Annotated in this window: 13 protein-coding genes; 12 read left to right on the forward strand and 1 reads right to left on the reverse strand. The window is 32.0% G+C overall.

The window, feature by feature from the left end:
- The first annotated feature begins 51 nt into the window (after window positions 1–51).
- Window positions 52–1,524 (forward strand): TOTE conflict system archaeo-eukaryotic primase domain-containing protein, encoded by a 1,473-nt coding sequence (locus IGJ74_RS02445; RefSeq protein WP_207462958.1) that lies wholly within the window; start codon window positions 52–54, stop codon window positions 1,522–1,524.
- 14 nt (window positions 1,525–1,538) lie between these two features.
- Here the strand turns inward: IGJ74_RS02445 and IGJ74_RS02450 are convergent, their stop codons facing one another.
- A complete protein-coding gene (locus tag IGJ74_RS02450; protein ID WP_207462959.1) occupies window positions 1,539–1,862 on the reverse strand; it encodes a helix-turn-helix domain-containing protein in 324 nt (107 codons plus the stop codon).
- A gap of 134 nt (window positions 1,863–1,996) precedes the next feature.
- On the opposite strand from IGJ74_RS02450, the gene IGJ74_RS02455 reads away from it, so the two are divergent.
- The 11 genes from IGJ74_RS02455 (at window position 1,997) to IGJ74_RS02505 (ending at window position 16,227) form a co-directional block, all read left to right on the forward strand.
- Window positions 1,997–2,230: a helix-turn-helix transcriptional regulator gene (locus tag IGJ74_RS02455; RefSeq protein WP_087664858.1), complete on the forward strand. Its 234-nt coding sequence runs from the start codon at window positions 1,997–1,999 to the stop codon at window positions 2,228–2,230.
- Entirely contained in the window at window positions 2,220–2,582 is a 363-nt protein-coding gene (locus IGJ74_RS02460; RefSeq protein WP_087664859.1) for a zinc-ribbon domain-containing protein, read from the forward strand. Before IGJ74_RS02455 ends, IGJ74_RS02460 begins: the two co-directional genes overlap by 11 nt.
- 12 nt (window positions 2,583–2,594) lie before the next feature.
- Window positions 2,595–3,095: a hypothetical protein gene (locus IGJ74_RS02465; RefSeq protein ID WP_218193162.1), complete on the forward strand. Its 501-nt coding sequence runs from the start codon at window positions 2,595–2,597 to the stop codon at window positions 3,093–3,095.
- Window positions 3,096–3,099: 4 nt separating this feature from the next.
- The gene (locus IGJ74_RS02470) at window positions 3,100–4,047 is read left to right on the forward strand and encodes a DUF4767 domain-containing protein (RefSeq protein WP_087664861.1); all 948 of its coding nucleotides are present in this window, start codon (window positions 3,100–3,102) and stop codon (window positions 4,045–4,047) included.
- 389 nt (window positions 4,048–4,436) lie between these two features.
- Window positions 4,437–5,699 (forward strand): methyltransferase, encoded by a 1,263-nt coding sequence (locus IGJ74_RS02475; RefSeq protein ID WP_242691821.1) that lies wholly within the window; start codon window positions 4,437–4,439, stop codon window positions 5,697–5,699.
- A 2-nt stretch (window positions 5,700–5,701) separates the two neighbouring features.
- Entirely contained in the window at window positions 5,702–7,915 is a 2,214-nt protein-coding gene (locus IGJ74_RS02480; RefSeq protein WP_242691820.1) for an ATP-binding protein, read from the forward strand.
- A 383-nt stretch (window positions 7,916–8,298) separates the two neighbouring features.
- Window positions 8,299–8,649: a hypothetical protein gene (locus IGJ74_RS02485; protein WP_207462961.1), complete on the forward strand. Its 351-nt coding sequence runs from the start codon at window positions 8,299–8,301 to the stop codon at window positions 8,647–8,649.
- Between the two features lie 1,036 nt (window positions 8,650–9,685).
- Window positions 9,686–11,092: a Wadjet anti-phage system protein JetA family protein gene (locus IGJ74_RS02490; protein WP_207462962.1), complete on the forward strand. Its 1,407-nt coding sequence runs from the start codon at window positions 9,686–9,688 to the stop codon at window positions 11,090–11,092.
- Window positions 11,085–11,681, forward strand: coding sequence for a DUF4194 domain-containing protein (locus IGJ74_RS02495; protein ID WP_207462963.1), 597 nt, complete (start codon window positions 11,085–11,087; stop codon window positions 11,679–11,681). The genes IGJ74_RS02490 and IGJ74_RS02495 overlap by 8 nt, the downstream gene beginning before the upstream one ends.
- 3 nt (window positions 11,682–11,684) lie before the next feature.
- The gene (locus IGJ74_RS02500) at window positions 11,685–15,011 is read left to right on the forward strand and encodes an SbcC/MukB-like Walker B domain-containing protein (RefSeq protein ID WP_207462964.1); all 3,327 of its coding nucleotides are present in this window, start codon (window positions 11,685–11,687) and stop codon (window positions 15,009–15,011) included.
- Entirely contained in the window at window positions 15,001–16,227 is a 1,227-nt protein-coding gene (locus tag IGJ74_RS02505) for a Wadjet anti-phage system protein JetD domain-containing protein (RefSeq protein ID WP_207462965.1), read from the forward strand. The genes IGJ74_RS02500 and IGJ74_RS02505 overlap by 11 nt, the downstream gene beginning before the upstream one ends.
- Window positions 16,228–16,552 lie beyond the last annotated feature (325 nt).

A 16,552-nucleotide genomic window follows, 5' to 3' on the forward strand; every position in this document is an offset into this window, starting at 1 on the left:
ACTAGTAAGAGAAATTAAAACAAAACTATTAAAAATTATAGGGGGATAAGTATGAAAACTAAATATACAAAGCAGGTAGAAGATAAAGTAGTAAAGCAAATGGATAGACTTTTAATTAGTTATAGAAAGGAATATCTTTTCCAAGTGAGAAAAGGAGAAAATGTTGAATTTCTGACAACTATTGACAACAAGGTTCAGTTAAACGAGTGGAAAGTTAGAAAGCATTTAAATGGAGAATACACATTAGGAATAAAATTAGGTTCTGGTGGCTTGACTAAATTCTTGTGTTTTGATGTCGATATTATAGATGAGGATGACAGAAGATGGACAACTGTAGAATTGATAGAAATGCTTCATTCTTATTATGGTATTCCTATGAGAGACATTCATGTTTGGTATTCAGGATTAAAGGGGTATCATGTTGATCTTTATTTTGATGGATTTATTCGAGAACAGGAGCTTGAAAACTTCTATTATGAAGTCCTTTCCCAGATGGGAGAAACAATTCATCGCATTGAAAGAAGACCTACTACAGGACTTGGAGTCAAATTACCTTTGGGTATTCATTTGAAAACAGAAGAATTTTGTTACTATGTTGACAATCGGACGCTGGAACCATTGCCTATAGATTATTTTTTGTCTATAGAACCCCAGTCTTTGAATGAGTTCAAAGAAAATGTCCTGAGCGATTGTTCAACTATGACTAGAAATCGATTAACAACTAACAAGAAAAAGAACGTACATCGTAAAAATATCAGTATGAAGAAGCATAATAACCAAAGTGTTTATACTTACGTAAAAAAAATTCTTGAAGATGGATACTTATCAGAACCAAGTAGTAGGAACTATTTTACGTTCCACGCATCTCGCATCCTAAAGCATCAGGGAAATGACAAAGAGGCTACGTACCAAGTGGTCTTCAATGTAATCCAAAATACGTTTGAAAACTCTGAGACAAGAAAATTCTTAGATCAAAGATGGAACTTGCGAGAATTGAAAGATGAAACACAGCGTGTAATTGAGACAGTTTATGATGGGGATTATTCGTTTACCATGAAGTCTAATAATGTTACTTTTTACAGACAAGAGTTAGATGTTATCTTATCTATCCAAAGAAAAAATCTAAGATATCTTCTTTTTAGTTTACTGTGTCATTCAAAAAAATATAGTGGCAGTGATGGAGTATTTTATTGTACTCACGCAACTTTAGCTGACATGGGCAATGATAGCAATACTGGAAGAAGTGCTAAGAACATCAGATCACTAGAGAAAATGGGCTTTGTTAAAGTGATATCTTCCAGAGTATTTAAGGGAGGAAATTGGCTTCCTAACTACTATAAGATAACTTTAGGAGAACTGGGTATTGTTGAGGGTAAGGGGATTACGTACAATTCTGATGAGCCTCTTAATCTAGTGAAGGTAATGAATGACCTATTTAGTAAAGAAGAGTTAACTAAAATTGAAACTACTGGTGATAGGTTTATTTACCAGTTTAATATAGAGAACAAAAAACACCCTTCCTAATCGGATGGGTGTTTCTATTTGAACTCATTGCGTTCCATTTCTTGCCTCTTTAATAACCTCATATATTCTAAGGTTTTAACCTTATCTTCGGATGATAAGGAGCGATACAAAGCGTTGAAATCGTCATCTACTATCTCTGTTTGCCTGTCAATAAAATGGCTTAGAGGGACTCCCAGAGCCTCTGAGAGTGCTTGTAAATTTTCAGTTCTAGGTTCAGTAACTTCGTTTTCCCAACGAGCAATAGCCTGCTGAGAGGCATGGATTTTCTGAGCAAGTTGTTTTTGAGTCCAACCTAATTTTTTTCTGTTTTCTCGTATGGTTTTAGCATATTGCTTCATTTAGTCTATCCCTCCGATACTTATACTATACAACGAACTGTTGTTTATTCCTGTTAAAAATGATGTTTAATCACATATAATTGTTGAAATACTACAAAATGATGTATATAATGTTTGTGAGGAGGAAGAAGATTATGAAAGAGAAAAGAAGACTTAGTTTGTACAGAGAAGAAAAAGGGTATTCTCAAATTGAAATAGCTGAGAAAATGTGTGTCACTCAGCAGTCAATTAGCTCATGGGAAACTGGTAGGACAGTACCTAAACCTTACCAAATGAAACTATTATCGCAAGTGTTAGAAGTTGATATGGATGAGCTCTTTTATGATATTTTTAATATAAATAGGGAGGAAAAAACAAATGTATTGTAGAAATTGTGGAAGTCAAATGGAGGAATCAGCAAAGTTTTGCCCATCTTGTGGCGCATCTCAGGAAAATAAGGAGTTATACACAGAACAAATAAGCCCTAAGATAGAAAAATCGCTCAGTGAAGTTAAAATCCAGATTAGTAAGGGAAAGCAAAGTGGAAATCTGTATAAGATTGCTGGGTGGATTTCAGTTGCCATCTCACTCCTATTTATTCCTGTATTATTTGGTGCTATTGGAGTTATTATGGGGTATTTGTATAGAGAACATGACGAAAAGCATGGGACTATTTTAATGATTGCTGGTGTAGCAGGTGGTATTCTAGGAACACTTCTGGGCTTATCATCTGGATACTGAGGAGGTCAAAAGATGACAAAAATATTAGGTGGAATAGGTCTTGTTTTTTTCGGAATTGCAATAAGAAAGCTTCTCAAAACACATCATCACCCAAAAGATAGAAGAAAAATACTGATAGTGGGAGGCTTGTTATTATTAGGTTGTTTTTCAATGTTATTTAGTTCGGATGGTCTATCAGAGAAAGAATACGTACAAGAAGTTGTGAATATAGTCGCTGATAGTGATGTGAAAATCAAGCAGACAGATGTCTATTCTGATGAAGACATGCAGTACACAGCAGACTATTTAGGTAAACAAATGAAAAAATTGAAGGGCATCAAACCTCCAAGTTCTTTACCTAAAGAGATTAAGGATTCTCATGAAACTCTTTATGAGGGCATAGATAAAATAAGAACAGGGATATTGGAGCAAGATATCGAAAAAATTCAAGCAGGGCAAACGATTGTTTCTATGACAACTGTGCTTTACAATGATTATATAGATAAAAATCCAGATAAGTTTAATAAGGAGTAACAGAATGAAAAAAGTATGGGTGTTATTAGCTCTACTACCCACTATTTTGATGGCATCTTGTCAAAATAAAAAAGAACAACCTACCTCATCTACCTATAGTGAAACTACTGACAGACTTAGTTTTGTAAAAGAGAGCTCTAGCAGTAATTCTTCGACAGAAGAGAAGATAGTTAACGAAATGTTATGGAATGATGATAAAGATAAAAAGCTTAATGACTTTATGAATACTTGGGGACAAACCATGAACCAGACGTATAAACAGTATAGTCCGAATAATAATGTTGATCTATACGGTTTACAACTCCCTGACTGGGTTCTGAATAACAATAAGTGGCAGGCGGTTATTGGTAACACACCAATAGTTTTAAACTGGTCAGAAAGTGGTGAGGAAGAATCAGGTTACTCTTTAGTAGCTGTTTATTCGGATGCAGAAACACAAGATTATTTATCGAAGCACGTTTACTTCTTTACCATTAATTCAGGAGTACCCAAAGTGTTAATAACTAGCCAGAATCAAGGGAATCCGAATAATTATTTATACTTTAAAGAAACAGAAAATAAAGAGCTTAAAGATAGTTTTAGTAATATTGTTAATAGTAGTGTAACTTTTGATGATGCTAAATCAAATTTTACCAAAGATGAACAACTCAGCTACTTTATCAGCAACTATGGTCAATTACCTTATAAAGGCTATCTAACGACTGAAAATGATGGCAATGGTACGAGGATTACTTATTATGTTGATGAGTATATTCCAAATGATCAGCAATCTATATCAGAAGCAATTGAACATCTGAAAGCAATTAGCCTATCCGTTCAGCAGAAGGTGGGAGAAGGGATAACAGTAAGCTTAAAAGAGCCGCTGGAAACGGAGTACACCCTTACCCTAATTGATGGACAACCAACTCAAGCTAATCATATCTTTGGCAGAATCATACAAGGAATTGAATAGGATAGATAACCCCACCCCGTTGTTATTTGACCGTACTAAGGGTACCCTTTAAATGAGCTACATGGCTCACTTAGGGTACTCTTTTTTTGCAATTTGCAAAAGGTTAATAAATATTTATACATGAAACGAAATGAAACACAGCTTTATAAACATTGATATACAAAGGTTTCTATGTTTCATATGTAAATGAAACGAAAAATAGTTTTTGGCTGAAAATCCTTAAAAAGTACTACATAGTTGTGGGAGTTATTGCAGATGAAACAGACCTACAAATATCTCAGGTATATCTGCAAGCAAAAGTTGTAAACGCCTACTAAAAGTGTTTGTTATAAAAAAGTTTGGATAGTATAATAGTAATTAGCAAATAAATTTTAGATATGAGGACTTTTATGGAAAGCATAAGTGAGAGTATAAAAAATTTTGATTATATTAAGACAGATGAATATTGGAATTTCGGTGAAAAAGATGAGGACAAAATGCATAGAATACATACGTATCCAGCAAAATTTCCTTCATTTATTACTATCAAGGCATTAGAATATGCCAGAGAAAAAAAAGTTAATGTAGCAACAGTGGGAGATATTTTTTGCGGTTGTGGTACTGTTGCATATGAAGTTGCAAAGCAAGGATATGATTTTTGGGGATGTGATGTCAATCCCGTTGCATCGTTAATTGCTAGAGTTAAAAGTAAGCGACTTGAACCTCAAAAATTAACAGACTATTTTGAAAAAATAATAGGATTGTATACTGGTTTTAAAATGTGCATTCCTATTGAGTATAAAAAGGTGAATAGTCGAATATTATATTGGTTTGAAGAAGAAAGAATAGAAGAATTAGAAAGATTACTCTATTTTATTGAAAGTGTTTGTGGGAAAGATGAGGATTACAAGGAGTTTTTCCTATGTGCTTTTTCTAATATATTAAAATCAACATCTAGATGGTTAACTAAGTCAATCAAACCGACTGTAGATTCTAAAAAAATAACTAAGTCAGCTTTATATTATTTCAAAAGGCAGTATAAAAAAATGTATATCTCAAATTTAGAATCCAGAATAACTGGAAATACTGTTGTTGATATAAAGGTAGTAGATTCTTTAAAAATACAAGATAGAGAAAAAATCGATCTATTAGTCACAAGTCCTCCATATGTAACATCCTATGAATATGCAGATCTTCATCAGCTTTCTTTACTTTGGTTGGGCTTTACTGACGATTATCGAGAATTTAGAAAAGATACTATAGGTAGTGTTTTTGAAAAAGAGATTGATACAAAATTAAAATTGAATAAAATTGGAGAAGAAGTTCTTAAACAATTAAATGATAACAAAGAATCTAAATCACGTTCAAAAGCTGTGAGAAAATACTATTTGGATATGGAAAAAATAGTATTAAACTCTTATAGACTTCTAAATGATGGAGGCATGGCATTATTTGTTATTGGAAATACAGAATATAAAAATGTCAGAATTAAAAATGCTGAACATTTAGCGCTTGCGATGATCGAGAACGGATTTAGTAATGTTGAGGTGACCAAAAGAAAAATATCAAATAAAATCCTAACTCCTTATAGGAATAGTCAAGGAAAATTTAGTAAAGAAAAGACAGGCAAAAAAATATACTCAGAAGAGTTTATCGTTGTAGGGAGGAAATAATATTGGTTGAAGTAATGAAGATTGCGCCCGAAACAAGGATTTTGAAAATGCTTGGAGAAGATTTAATTAAAGATGAAAAAACAGCTTTGATAGAGTTAGTAAAAAATTCATATGATGCTGATGCTACAGATATTAAAATCTTTTTTAAAAATTTTGAAGATAATTTTGAATTGAACGATGGCTCAGAAATCTATATTGTTGATAACGGTGATGGGATGACCAAGAATGAAATAGTAAATAATTGGTTGAGTCCGGGAACTGCTAACAAGAGAAGAAAAAAGAAAATGGGGGAAAAAACCAAATTAGGAAGAGTTTATCAAGGGGAAAAAGGGATTGGTAGATACTCCATGCTTAAGTTGGGAAAAACCGTTGAACTTTTCACAAAAACTTCATCAGAAAAGAAATGGAATCATGCTAAATTAGATTTGTCAACATATGATTCGGAATACTTTGAAAGCCCAGAAGGGACGCATTTATTATCAGAATTAGAAGTTGTTTATGAAGAAAAGAATTGCGATGATGAGTTAGTTTTGTCGCATTTAGAGGATAAAGGAACTATTTTGAAATTGTCTAATTTGAATGGAATATGGAATGCAAAAAAAGTAAATGAAATTTATGATGATTTAGCTAGACTAGAACCTATATCCAAAATCATACATGGTTGGAGCTCTAATAAAAATATTGAATCCTATGTGGAAAAATTCAGTATAAATCTATTTTTAAATGGTAAAGAGACAAGCCATAAAAAATTATTTCTTGAGGACGTAGTAAAATTTTTAAATTTGTTGGAGAAAAAATGTTTAGTGTCAATAACTAATGGTAAGTTTGATGATAAAACAGGAAACTTTGAATTTTATTTAAACGGAAGTCCACATATTATAAATTTCCAATCAACTTCCTTTACAAAATATCCAGCATATAAACGCTATTTTTTAGAAAGAGAAAATTTCAAAATTGAGGATTTGAGATGTGGAGGATTTAATTTCGAGTTTTATGCTTTCAATTTTTCATCTAGAGGTAACTATTTAAAAAATTATGTGTTAACAGCTGAAGAAAAAGAATTAGTTGAAAAACACAGGATATATTTGTACAGAGATAATGCGCGAGTTTATCCATATGGAGAAGCTAAAAATGATTGGCTTGAAATAGATGCTTTGAGAGGTCTGATTAGAGCCAATGAATTTCTGACAAACGGACAAACAGTTGGATTTATTTCTATTTCTCATAGTGAAAATCCTTTGTTACGAGATAAAACTAACCGTGAGGGTTTAATTGAGGATGGAGAAGTTACATTTGAATTTGTAGCACTTCTTCAAAGTTTTTTGAATTATCTGAGAAGAGATATTTATGAAACGGTACTTGATGGATTAAAAGAAGAAGAACTAAGAGTGAAACGTGAAGCAGACCGAAAAGCGGAAGAAATGCGTAAGGTCAAAGAAGCGGAAGAAATGCGTAAGGTCAAAGAAGCGGAAGAACAAAAAGCGGAGGAAATAAGAAAAGCACAAGAAGTTGAAAAGAAAAAAACTACAGAGGGACAATCTAATAGGGAGACAATAAGTGAAAAAGAAAAACTAGGAAAAAAAGAATTGGAACTAAGTGATAGAGAAAAGCGATTAGCTGAGAGAGAGAAAGAAGTAAGGAAACAAGAAAGAAGAGTAGTAGACAATTATATTGGGATGAAGGTTGAAAAAACAGAGTTCTTTAAACAGTCTAACATAGTCACGGTACCTGCGAATTTAAAAGTAACAATTGATTACAATGAACTTTTAAAGCAAGTAACAAGTCTAGACTATGAAACGCATTATTTGGTATATGTAATGGCTTTTAGAGCTCTAACTGAGGATTTGGCAAAAAAATATATAGGAGCCAGAGAACTCACTTTAAAGGCTGGTTTAGGGGAGAAAATTGCAAGTGTAATAGATGATTTGAAAGATATAACGAAGCAAAAAGATACGACATTAACTAAACCTCAAAAAGAAGAGTTACAACGCTTTTTTGGAGGGTACAATCCATTTAATAATCAATTGGATGTTATAAAAGACAAATTTCATAAAGAAGGACAGCAACAAATACTCGCAACAAAACTAAACACTTTTGCTCATACACCAGTTTGGATGAACCAAAGAGAGGCTTTAGATATTGCAAATAACGTTATATTACCGTTAATGTTGTTGTCTGACCGAGTGATAGTTTTTCTTAAAGAAAATCAGAAATAAATAAATTATTTCTGATTATGATTGCTCCCAATAACATATCTAAATTGACCAGATTTTGACCATCTTAATTTGATAATTAATGATGGTTAATGACTAAGTGACCTATTATGAGTGACCTTAATTACTTGTTTTGACAATGAATGACACTGGTTAGTAAGCCGATTCCAATATGGAAGGTAGTGTAGGGTAATTGAATTGATTAAGCTAGAAATGCCTACTTGCAGGTGTTTCTGGCTTTTTTTATTTTGGGTGTGTATAAAGTAACACCATTTGGATATAAATTTTTAGAGAGATTTAACTACTATGCAGTTATTTTTGCATTGTTAAGCCTAAATAAAATAATTAGTAGCGCCCAATTATGAAAGTATACGTTTGCTGAATATATGAATGATAAAGGTAAAGAGACAAAACTATGGTATGTTACAAAAGATAATTTTGGAAAAGATGCAGCAATTGAGTCTGTTTTAGTATTTGATAAGGATAATAAAATTAGCAGATATAAGAATACTAAGTTAACTATCGGCGAAGTCTCTAATATGACAGATGTAGAGATATTAGAAAAAGATAAGCAAGATGAATTTGATTATCAATCAGCTAGGGTTCAAGGTGTACGAGAAGATATTGCAATAGCGGAGGAGCTATTAGAGAAAAGCGACAGTTCCATAGTAAAATCAGGAAAAGAAATCCTATCCAAGATAAAATCAGTTAATAATTTGAACCCAATTGATATCTAACCATCAGATTTTTATTTCAATTATTATCACTTATTCTTCAGGAAATCCGACGGATAAGGAAGAGCTTTCATTTATTATTCATGAAGTGAGTTACCCTGATTCTAGTTATACAGGATTATATAATGTGGGAGGAGATTTGTATGCGGTTGGGGACGATTATGTAAATGATGAGACAATCAACGAGGCAATCACTAACAAAGAATATCAAATGCGCACAGTGCAAAACGAGGTAACTTATGAAATTACGGCTCCGAAGGTAGTACGAGCGCCCAAAGTTTATGAAAGTACGTATAATTATTTTCCTATTGAGCCTCTGGGATGTCTATAGCCTTCAGACCAAAAGATTTGGTATCAATTCAATTTGATCAACCAGATACGGATATTGAGAATATTACCATTGATGAATAGTCTTGTGCTCCACTTTTTTTATGAATGAGGATTTTTTGTTTATTTTTTACTACAAGAAAAAGTATTTTTTAGAATTATTGAAAATATTCCACGATTTTTATTCGAAATGCTAGAAAATGGACAATGTGACTAAAAAAGTATGGTATCATAAGTGAAAACGCTCACTAAGGGGGTTGTATTATGCTTTATTTACCTGTTCCATCCTAACAACGTAGGAATTTGAATAGTTAGTAAAAAAAGGAGAAGCTGTCTCTACTAGAATCTGTCCAAAATTTCGACTCAAACTCACTTAAAAACTTAAATTGTTAAACAAGGAGACAAACTATATTAAGTCAACTAAAAACTAACAGTTTTTCTGGTTTTTTAGACGTTTTTCGCGCATAACAAATAAGCCTAGCCTGTCTAAAAAATTTTAAAAGTTCAGTTGACGACCCTCTTGTTTTTTCGTATGGTTCGCCTGTCTTCAAAATGCGAAAGATTATGCGTACCATCTTTTTGACGACATGGGAAATCGCAACGTGTAGAGGAACTAATAACAGGAATAAGAGCATATAATCTAAAAGCTTACCAAAGGTACCAAGAACAATTTACTCAAAAAAATCAATAAAATGAAATGATGTGTGAGCAGATGACAAATGTATTTAACAAAATTCCAAATGATTTTTTTAAAATTTTAACTTCTAAACACAAGGAAATATTTTTGGAGTCTCTCTTCCATATTGATGCTTTACTACAAGGGAATATCTATTTTTCTCGAGATAAGGTTGTTGATAGTCTTCAGAACCATCTATCTTCGTTGGGGGTTACGTTGAATGGGTTAGAGTATGCAGATGAGTATGAAGAAGAAATAAAGACATTAAGAATGCTGGTCCAAAGCATTTTAAGACAACTGGAAAAAAAAGGTTGGTTGAGAGTTAATTTAGAGGAAGGTTTTACTCAGCAAGTTTCTTTCCCAAGTTATGTAAATAGTTTCATTCAAATATTGAGAGAAATTAATTCAAATCAATCGGCCTCTTATTCAAGCTACGTGTTTTCTACTTATTCTGCTTTAAAAACTGGTTTAGAGGATCCTAGTAATCTACTTGAAGCTCTCGAATCAGCTTGGACTTCTACAAAAGGATTACAACGGGCTATTCAAAATGCTTATTTCGATTTATCAGAAATGTATACTCAAATTGTTGATGATTTATCTACAAGTGAAATGCTATCTCAACATTTTGATATTTACAAACAAGAAATTATTGATCAAGTCTTATTTCCTCTAAAAACAAGAGATTCCCTGCCTCGTTTTAAAAATACAATCCTGACTTTAATCACTAAATATAATAGTGACGAGGTAATCGAACTATTAATTACACAGAATTTAAAAAATCAAATTCAATCGATTTCCGGATTCGAATTGGAAGCTGAGAAACAGGTTCTCACGTATTTAAATGGAATTGCTGATTTTTATCGGGATGTCAGTTTTTTGATTGATAAGATTGATAATAAGAAAAATGAATATACTGAAAAATCAATTGGAAAAATTCAATATCGTTTGCGTTCTGATTTTCAGTTAAAAGATAAAATTGATCGGTTGATTCATCAAATTAAAGCAGATAAAGATACTCAAACCTATGATTTAGCAAATATTGTGGAATTTCAACTCATTGATCAAGAGTCCTTGTTTGAACCTAGAAAGAAGAAGGAAGATATTAGTAATAAAACTCGAAAGAAGATTGAAGTGTTTAAGAAAAAAGAAGATGGTTTTGAGCAAGAGCAGTACCAATTATTAAAAAAGCTAGCTAATCCTAGGTACTCTTCGAAAAAGGTTGATCAGTTTATTTTAGAATTGCTAAAGGAGAAAGAACCCATTTCAACTTTAGACTATAAAATTAGTTCTTATGAGGTGTTTATCTTGACTATTATGGGAGCGATTCGTGGATATGAAGAAAATGGAAGCGGTTATATAGTTGCTATCAAAAAGGAGTATGTTCGTAATGGCTACTATAAATTACCAAAGCTGATTTTTAAAAAGGAGAATCGAAATGTATGAGTTAAACTTTGTTGAAGCGTACGACAATTTGACGTCGGAGGCTGTGTTAAAATTTCAAAAGGCTGTTACCAGATTGTTGAACTGTACGTATATTAATCGTATTAAAAATGATGGACAAAACTGGGATGAAGATTATTTATTCATAGAAGAAAAATTTGAGCTTTTTGAGGAGTATTTTAAGTTTGGAGGGTACGAAGTGCGTATTAACCGCGATATTAGTGTTATTTCCATTCAGGGTCAATTTTCATCTGCTAGAAAAAAATTAGATAAGGAAACAACTCTTTATATTTTAGCCTTGAGGTTATTTTTTGATGAAAAAATAAAAGAGTTTAATGGTTCTTCAACAATTGTTGTTCGAGTAGCCGAATTCATTGATAAGTTATTGGAATATGGTATTAAGGATAAGAAACCTAATTTACAAGCGCTGAGTAGATGTTTGCGTTATTTATCAACAGTTGGAATTTTAGGGAAAAAGTCAGGGAAATGGGAAGATGCTGATACCCTGTTCATCATTTATCCATCAATTAAACTGTTGTTGCCGAATGAAAGATTAGATGAAAAACTTAAACTGATTGTGGGAGGGCAATAGTTCATGATCAAATTAAAAAGATTACTCTTAATTCATTGGCAAGCATATGATTTTCAGCTTGTCGAATTTGAAGGTATTACTCTAATTACTGGACAAACTGGAGTAGGAAAATCGACTATTATTGATGCATTGAATGTTATTCTGTTGGGAGAAAAGCAAAAGCATATTTTCAATAAGGCAGCCAATGAAAATTCTAGACGGACATTGGAAAGTTACTTGTATGGAAAACTCGGAGATGATGGTGGGGATGGATTTTTCTATTTGCGTGAGGAAAACTTTACTAGTTATTTGGTAGCAGAATTTGAAAATGAAGAGACTTGCGAGTATTTTTGCTGTGGTTTTGTGGCAGATTGTAGTTCAGATCACAGTTCTCCTAATGTACAATGGTTGACAACTAAATCTAAATTACCAGCTGATTATTTTATTAATGAAGAAGAGAGAATACCTTATTCAATAAATGAATTAATTTATGAGAATAATTTTAAAACTGAAAATGAAAAGGTCACACTAATTGTAACTGATAAAGATTATAGGAAAAAAATTGCTGGGTTGTTTGGGCAAATTCGTGATGACTATCGAAGATTATTGAAGCAATCTGTTAGTTTTACCCCTGTGAAAGACATAGAAATGTTTCTGACCGATTTTGTAAGTGAAACGGAAAGCCCTATTAATGTAGAAGAGATGCAAAAAAGTATTCGTCGTTATAATGATCTTGAACAGGAAAGTGATAAGATCAAAAGTAAGGTTGCTAAACTGGAAGATATTAAGAGCGAATTACAAGGTCTGGAAAAACGCAAGTTACTTGAGTTACGCCAAGAATATTTCATTGAAAAAGCTAAGCTAGATGCACTCCAAGAGCAAAAAGAAAATTATCATATCGATGTTGAAAACTATCAACGACAGATTGAAAAAAATACTCGGGATATAGTTGATTCTTCAAAAAGAATAGATGTGCTGGGTGCAAAAAAAGAGGAGATGCGAGATAAGCGGGATTCTCTAGTTGTTTTAAAAGATAAAGTTTTTTTAAACAATCAGATAAAGAGCGTGAATGAACAGGTTCAGACGATTCAAAATCAAACAGAGCAAGGGCAAGAAGCAATTGCTTTAATGAAATACTTTATTAGAGTAGTCAAAGCTTTACCAATTGAGCTTCCGTCTATTACAAATCTAGTTAAAGTATTTGAAAAATATAATCAAGAACAGAAATTAATTAGTAAATTTGTTGAAATGAATGATTTACTGGATCAGATAGTAAAAGAGCTTGTTAGTTACAAGCATTTCGTTAATGAGCAAGAGAAAAGGCTTAAATCTAAAGTTTCTGTTCTTTTAAATGAGGAGGAAAGATTAAAAAAAGGGATTAAAATGGTTCCAGAGCAAATACGCGTGTTTAAGGAAGCACTACAAAAATATTTGAGTAACTATGATAAAAACGCTCAGGTTGAGTATTTATCTGATGTGATTGACTTTAAACAAGGTGAAGAGAGTTGGCAAAAAGCAGTTGAAGCTTATCTTGGGGGGCAAAGATATTATCTCGTGATTGATCCTAAATTTTATAATAAAGCATTACAATACTATCAGTCCGTTCAAAAGCAAAAAGAGATTTATGGTATCGGAATAATTAACTTAGAGAAATTAAAGAAAAAGCATTTTAATGTAAAAAAAAATTCACTAGCGCGGAAATTAAAAACAGGTGATCAGTTAGTTCAAGCATACATTAATTTTCTTTTGGGACATGTTATTGCTTGTGAAGATATTTTTAGTTTAGCAAAATTCTCTACTTCAATTACTATAGATGGTTTTTTATATAAAGGTTTTGTTACTCGTAAGCTGCAATTTAAAAATTTGACGATGTCAATTGGAAGTACTGCTGTTAAAAAGCAACTACTTGATGTTCAAGAAAAACTCAATGGATGTCAAGAAGAATTACGAACGCTAGAAAAGAAACTCACTATTCTGAAAGAAGTAGAAAATTATCAAAAAAAAGATTCCTATTCATGTGAAATAGTTACTGAATATGCTGATAGTGAGAAACTGAATCAAAAATTAGCAGATTTAAAGACGTTAGAAAATAAGTTGAATAATTTAGATGACTCTGAGCTTGTAGAGTTAGATGAAAAAATCAAGCGTTTGGATAAAGAAGTAAGTGACTTAACTGTTCAGATTACTAAAATAACAACAAATTCAAATACTAGCCAAGAAACAATGAATCAAATAAATCAGACCCTCCTTCCTCAATGTTTAGAAAAAATCATGGCACAAGAAAAAATTTTTCAAACCAAATTTGAATCATGCCAACAACTACCAAGTTTTGAAGAAGCGTATAGAGTGGCAGTTAATAAATTAGATATTCTTGTCTATCAAAAATTTATTACAAATTACGAAAATAATCAGAAACAAACACAAGTTAGTATTAATGAATTAGAAGAAAAAATAAGAGAAAAAATGAATGATTATAATCAAATGTTTACTGAAAATTTGTCAATTAATCTTAAACAGTCTAATCTGTATTTGGAAGAATACGAAAAATTTACGAATAGTGAATTGCCAAAGTTTGAATTGGATATTAAAGATGCCAAAGAAAAAGCTGTCTATGAATTCAGGTATGAATTTTTAGGTAAGTTAAAAAGTAATATTGAGAATATACAGCGGCAAGTAAATGAAATTAATGACGCTTTAAAGAATCGAAAATTTGGAGAGGACACCTATAGATTTAAAATTACAGCGGCTAGTAATAATAAAGAATATTATGAAATGATTATGGATGAAATGTTAATGGACAATGGAGAGTGGAATTTATTGAGTGCTGCTTTTGAAAGTAAATATGCTCAACAGATAGAAGTGTTATTTTCTATTTTATCTGGAAACGACTTGGATAATGGGCAAAGTAAAGAGAGTAGAATTCAAGCTTTTTCTGATTACAAAACTTATTTGACCTTCGATATGATAGTTACAAAAGGAGATAGTACACAACGATTATCTAAAACTTATGAGCAAAAATCTGGTGGAGAAACGCAAATTCCATTATATATATCATTGTTAGCAGCATTCTCACAAGTTTATCGAGTGAACAACACGCGTAGGAATAATACACTTAGGCTGATTATAATGGATGAGGCTTTTAATAAAATTGACGGAGAAAAAATCAAGCAATGTATTCAAATGATTAAAGGCTTCGGTCTTCAAGCGATTTTTTCAACACCGCCAGAAAAAATTTCTGAAATTATGGAAGAAGCAGATAAAGCACTTGTTGTATTCAGAAATCAAAATCAGGCAACATTACGAGAGTTTTCATCATTGTATGAAATGATTGGTGAACCTTATGAAGTATGATGTGTATCTTCTTAGTCAATTATTGAATAAATATGAAGCTTCTGTAGGGTTTGTAAATGGAGTTAGTCTAAGACGTGTGCTTTATAAACCGGAAAAAGATCTCAAATTAAGTAGAAAATTAGAAGATCCCATTGAAAAAAGAGTGTTTTTTAAAGTGATAAATAAACTAAAAGAAGAAAAGGTAATCGATTTTAAATGGGAGAAATTTGAAGAAAATAATTTGATTAGTGAAATATGGCTAATTACAGAAGAAGCTTCTTTGGTAAATGCTTATGCACTTTGTCAACGTGTCTCAAAAGATAAAATAGCTACTCAAAGCATTAAAATACTTCGAGAGAAACAGCTAACTATTAAGACACCATGGATGCTTGAGCTTTTTTCAATTATTTTGGGAGAAGCTGACAGCATTGGGAAAAGTTGGAAGTTTATTTTATCACCCAAACAGACAAGTGAAGTTTGTAATGTACTAGAATTGCTGGATGATTATCAAGGAACCAATATAGATAAGCGTATTTTGAGTGTGAATTTATTTTCGGATAGTAAATATTTTGAGCAAAATGTCCAAACAAAACTGTTACAGCTAATAACGCGTTACTTATTTGATTGTAGTAGTACTTTGACCGATCGAGAAAAGCTTCAACAAATAGGGATTGGTTTCGCTCCAGAACTCCTATATTTTACAGGCCCCGTTGAATTAGTTTTGAAAAATGGTGAGAAGGTCAATTGTGAATTCCTGTCAAAAGGTAGCTATTTAGGGGCTGATATGTTGGCAGAGATAGAAACAATCAATTGTTTTTATAATAAGATTGTTACCATTGAAAATTTAGCTAATTACTATTGGTATATACAAAATGAAAGAGAACACGAAACTTTTATTATTTATACTGGGGGCTTTTTAACTAGACATCAAACTTTGTTTTTTAAAATGCTTAAAATAGAAGATCTTTCTGAACTGTATCATTGGGGTGACATTGATTTAGGTGGGTTTCGAATATTACTTCAGATTCAAAAGATTTGGCCTGAAATTCAACCATTAAAAATGAATGTAGCGACTTTTGAAAAATATTCAAATGTTCGTAAAAAGGTTAGTAATGAATATATTCAAAAAGTTAAAGCTGCACTTGAAAAGAAAGAGTTTGCTCTTTTTAGAGAGTCTTTGATAAAAATTGTGGAAACGAAGCAGATTCTTGAGCAAGAAGCGGAGCTATACTTTTGAAGTTGCGTAGGTCTATTAAAACTAACATCCAAACTAGCTCCGATCCCGAAAAATCATCAGAACTTCAGGAAACCATCTAAAATAACAGAGGTGGATATATCAGTATTTTGAAGCTGTTGAAACTTATAGAAAACATTATCCCTTTACTGGAAGGGTCTGTGGGGGAATAGGGGTACACCATTACATTCAAAGCTTCATTGACTTGATTAGTATGTTACTGTTTTCCATAAAATAATATGAAAAAAGGAGTGCTCTTAGGAGTGCTCCTTTTTGTCGTTTTTTTATTTGATAAAAGAAATATGGAGCACCACGAAAAAACTGTATC

The sequence above is a fragment of the Enterococcus sp. AZ009 genome, from assembly GCF_050548785.1.
GTDB lineage: Bacteria > Bacillota > Bacilli > Lactobacillales > Enterococcaceae > Enterococcus_D > Enterococcus_D entomosocium.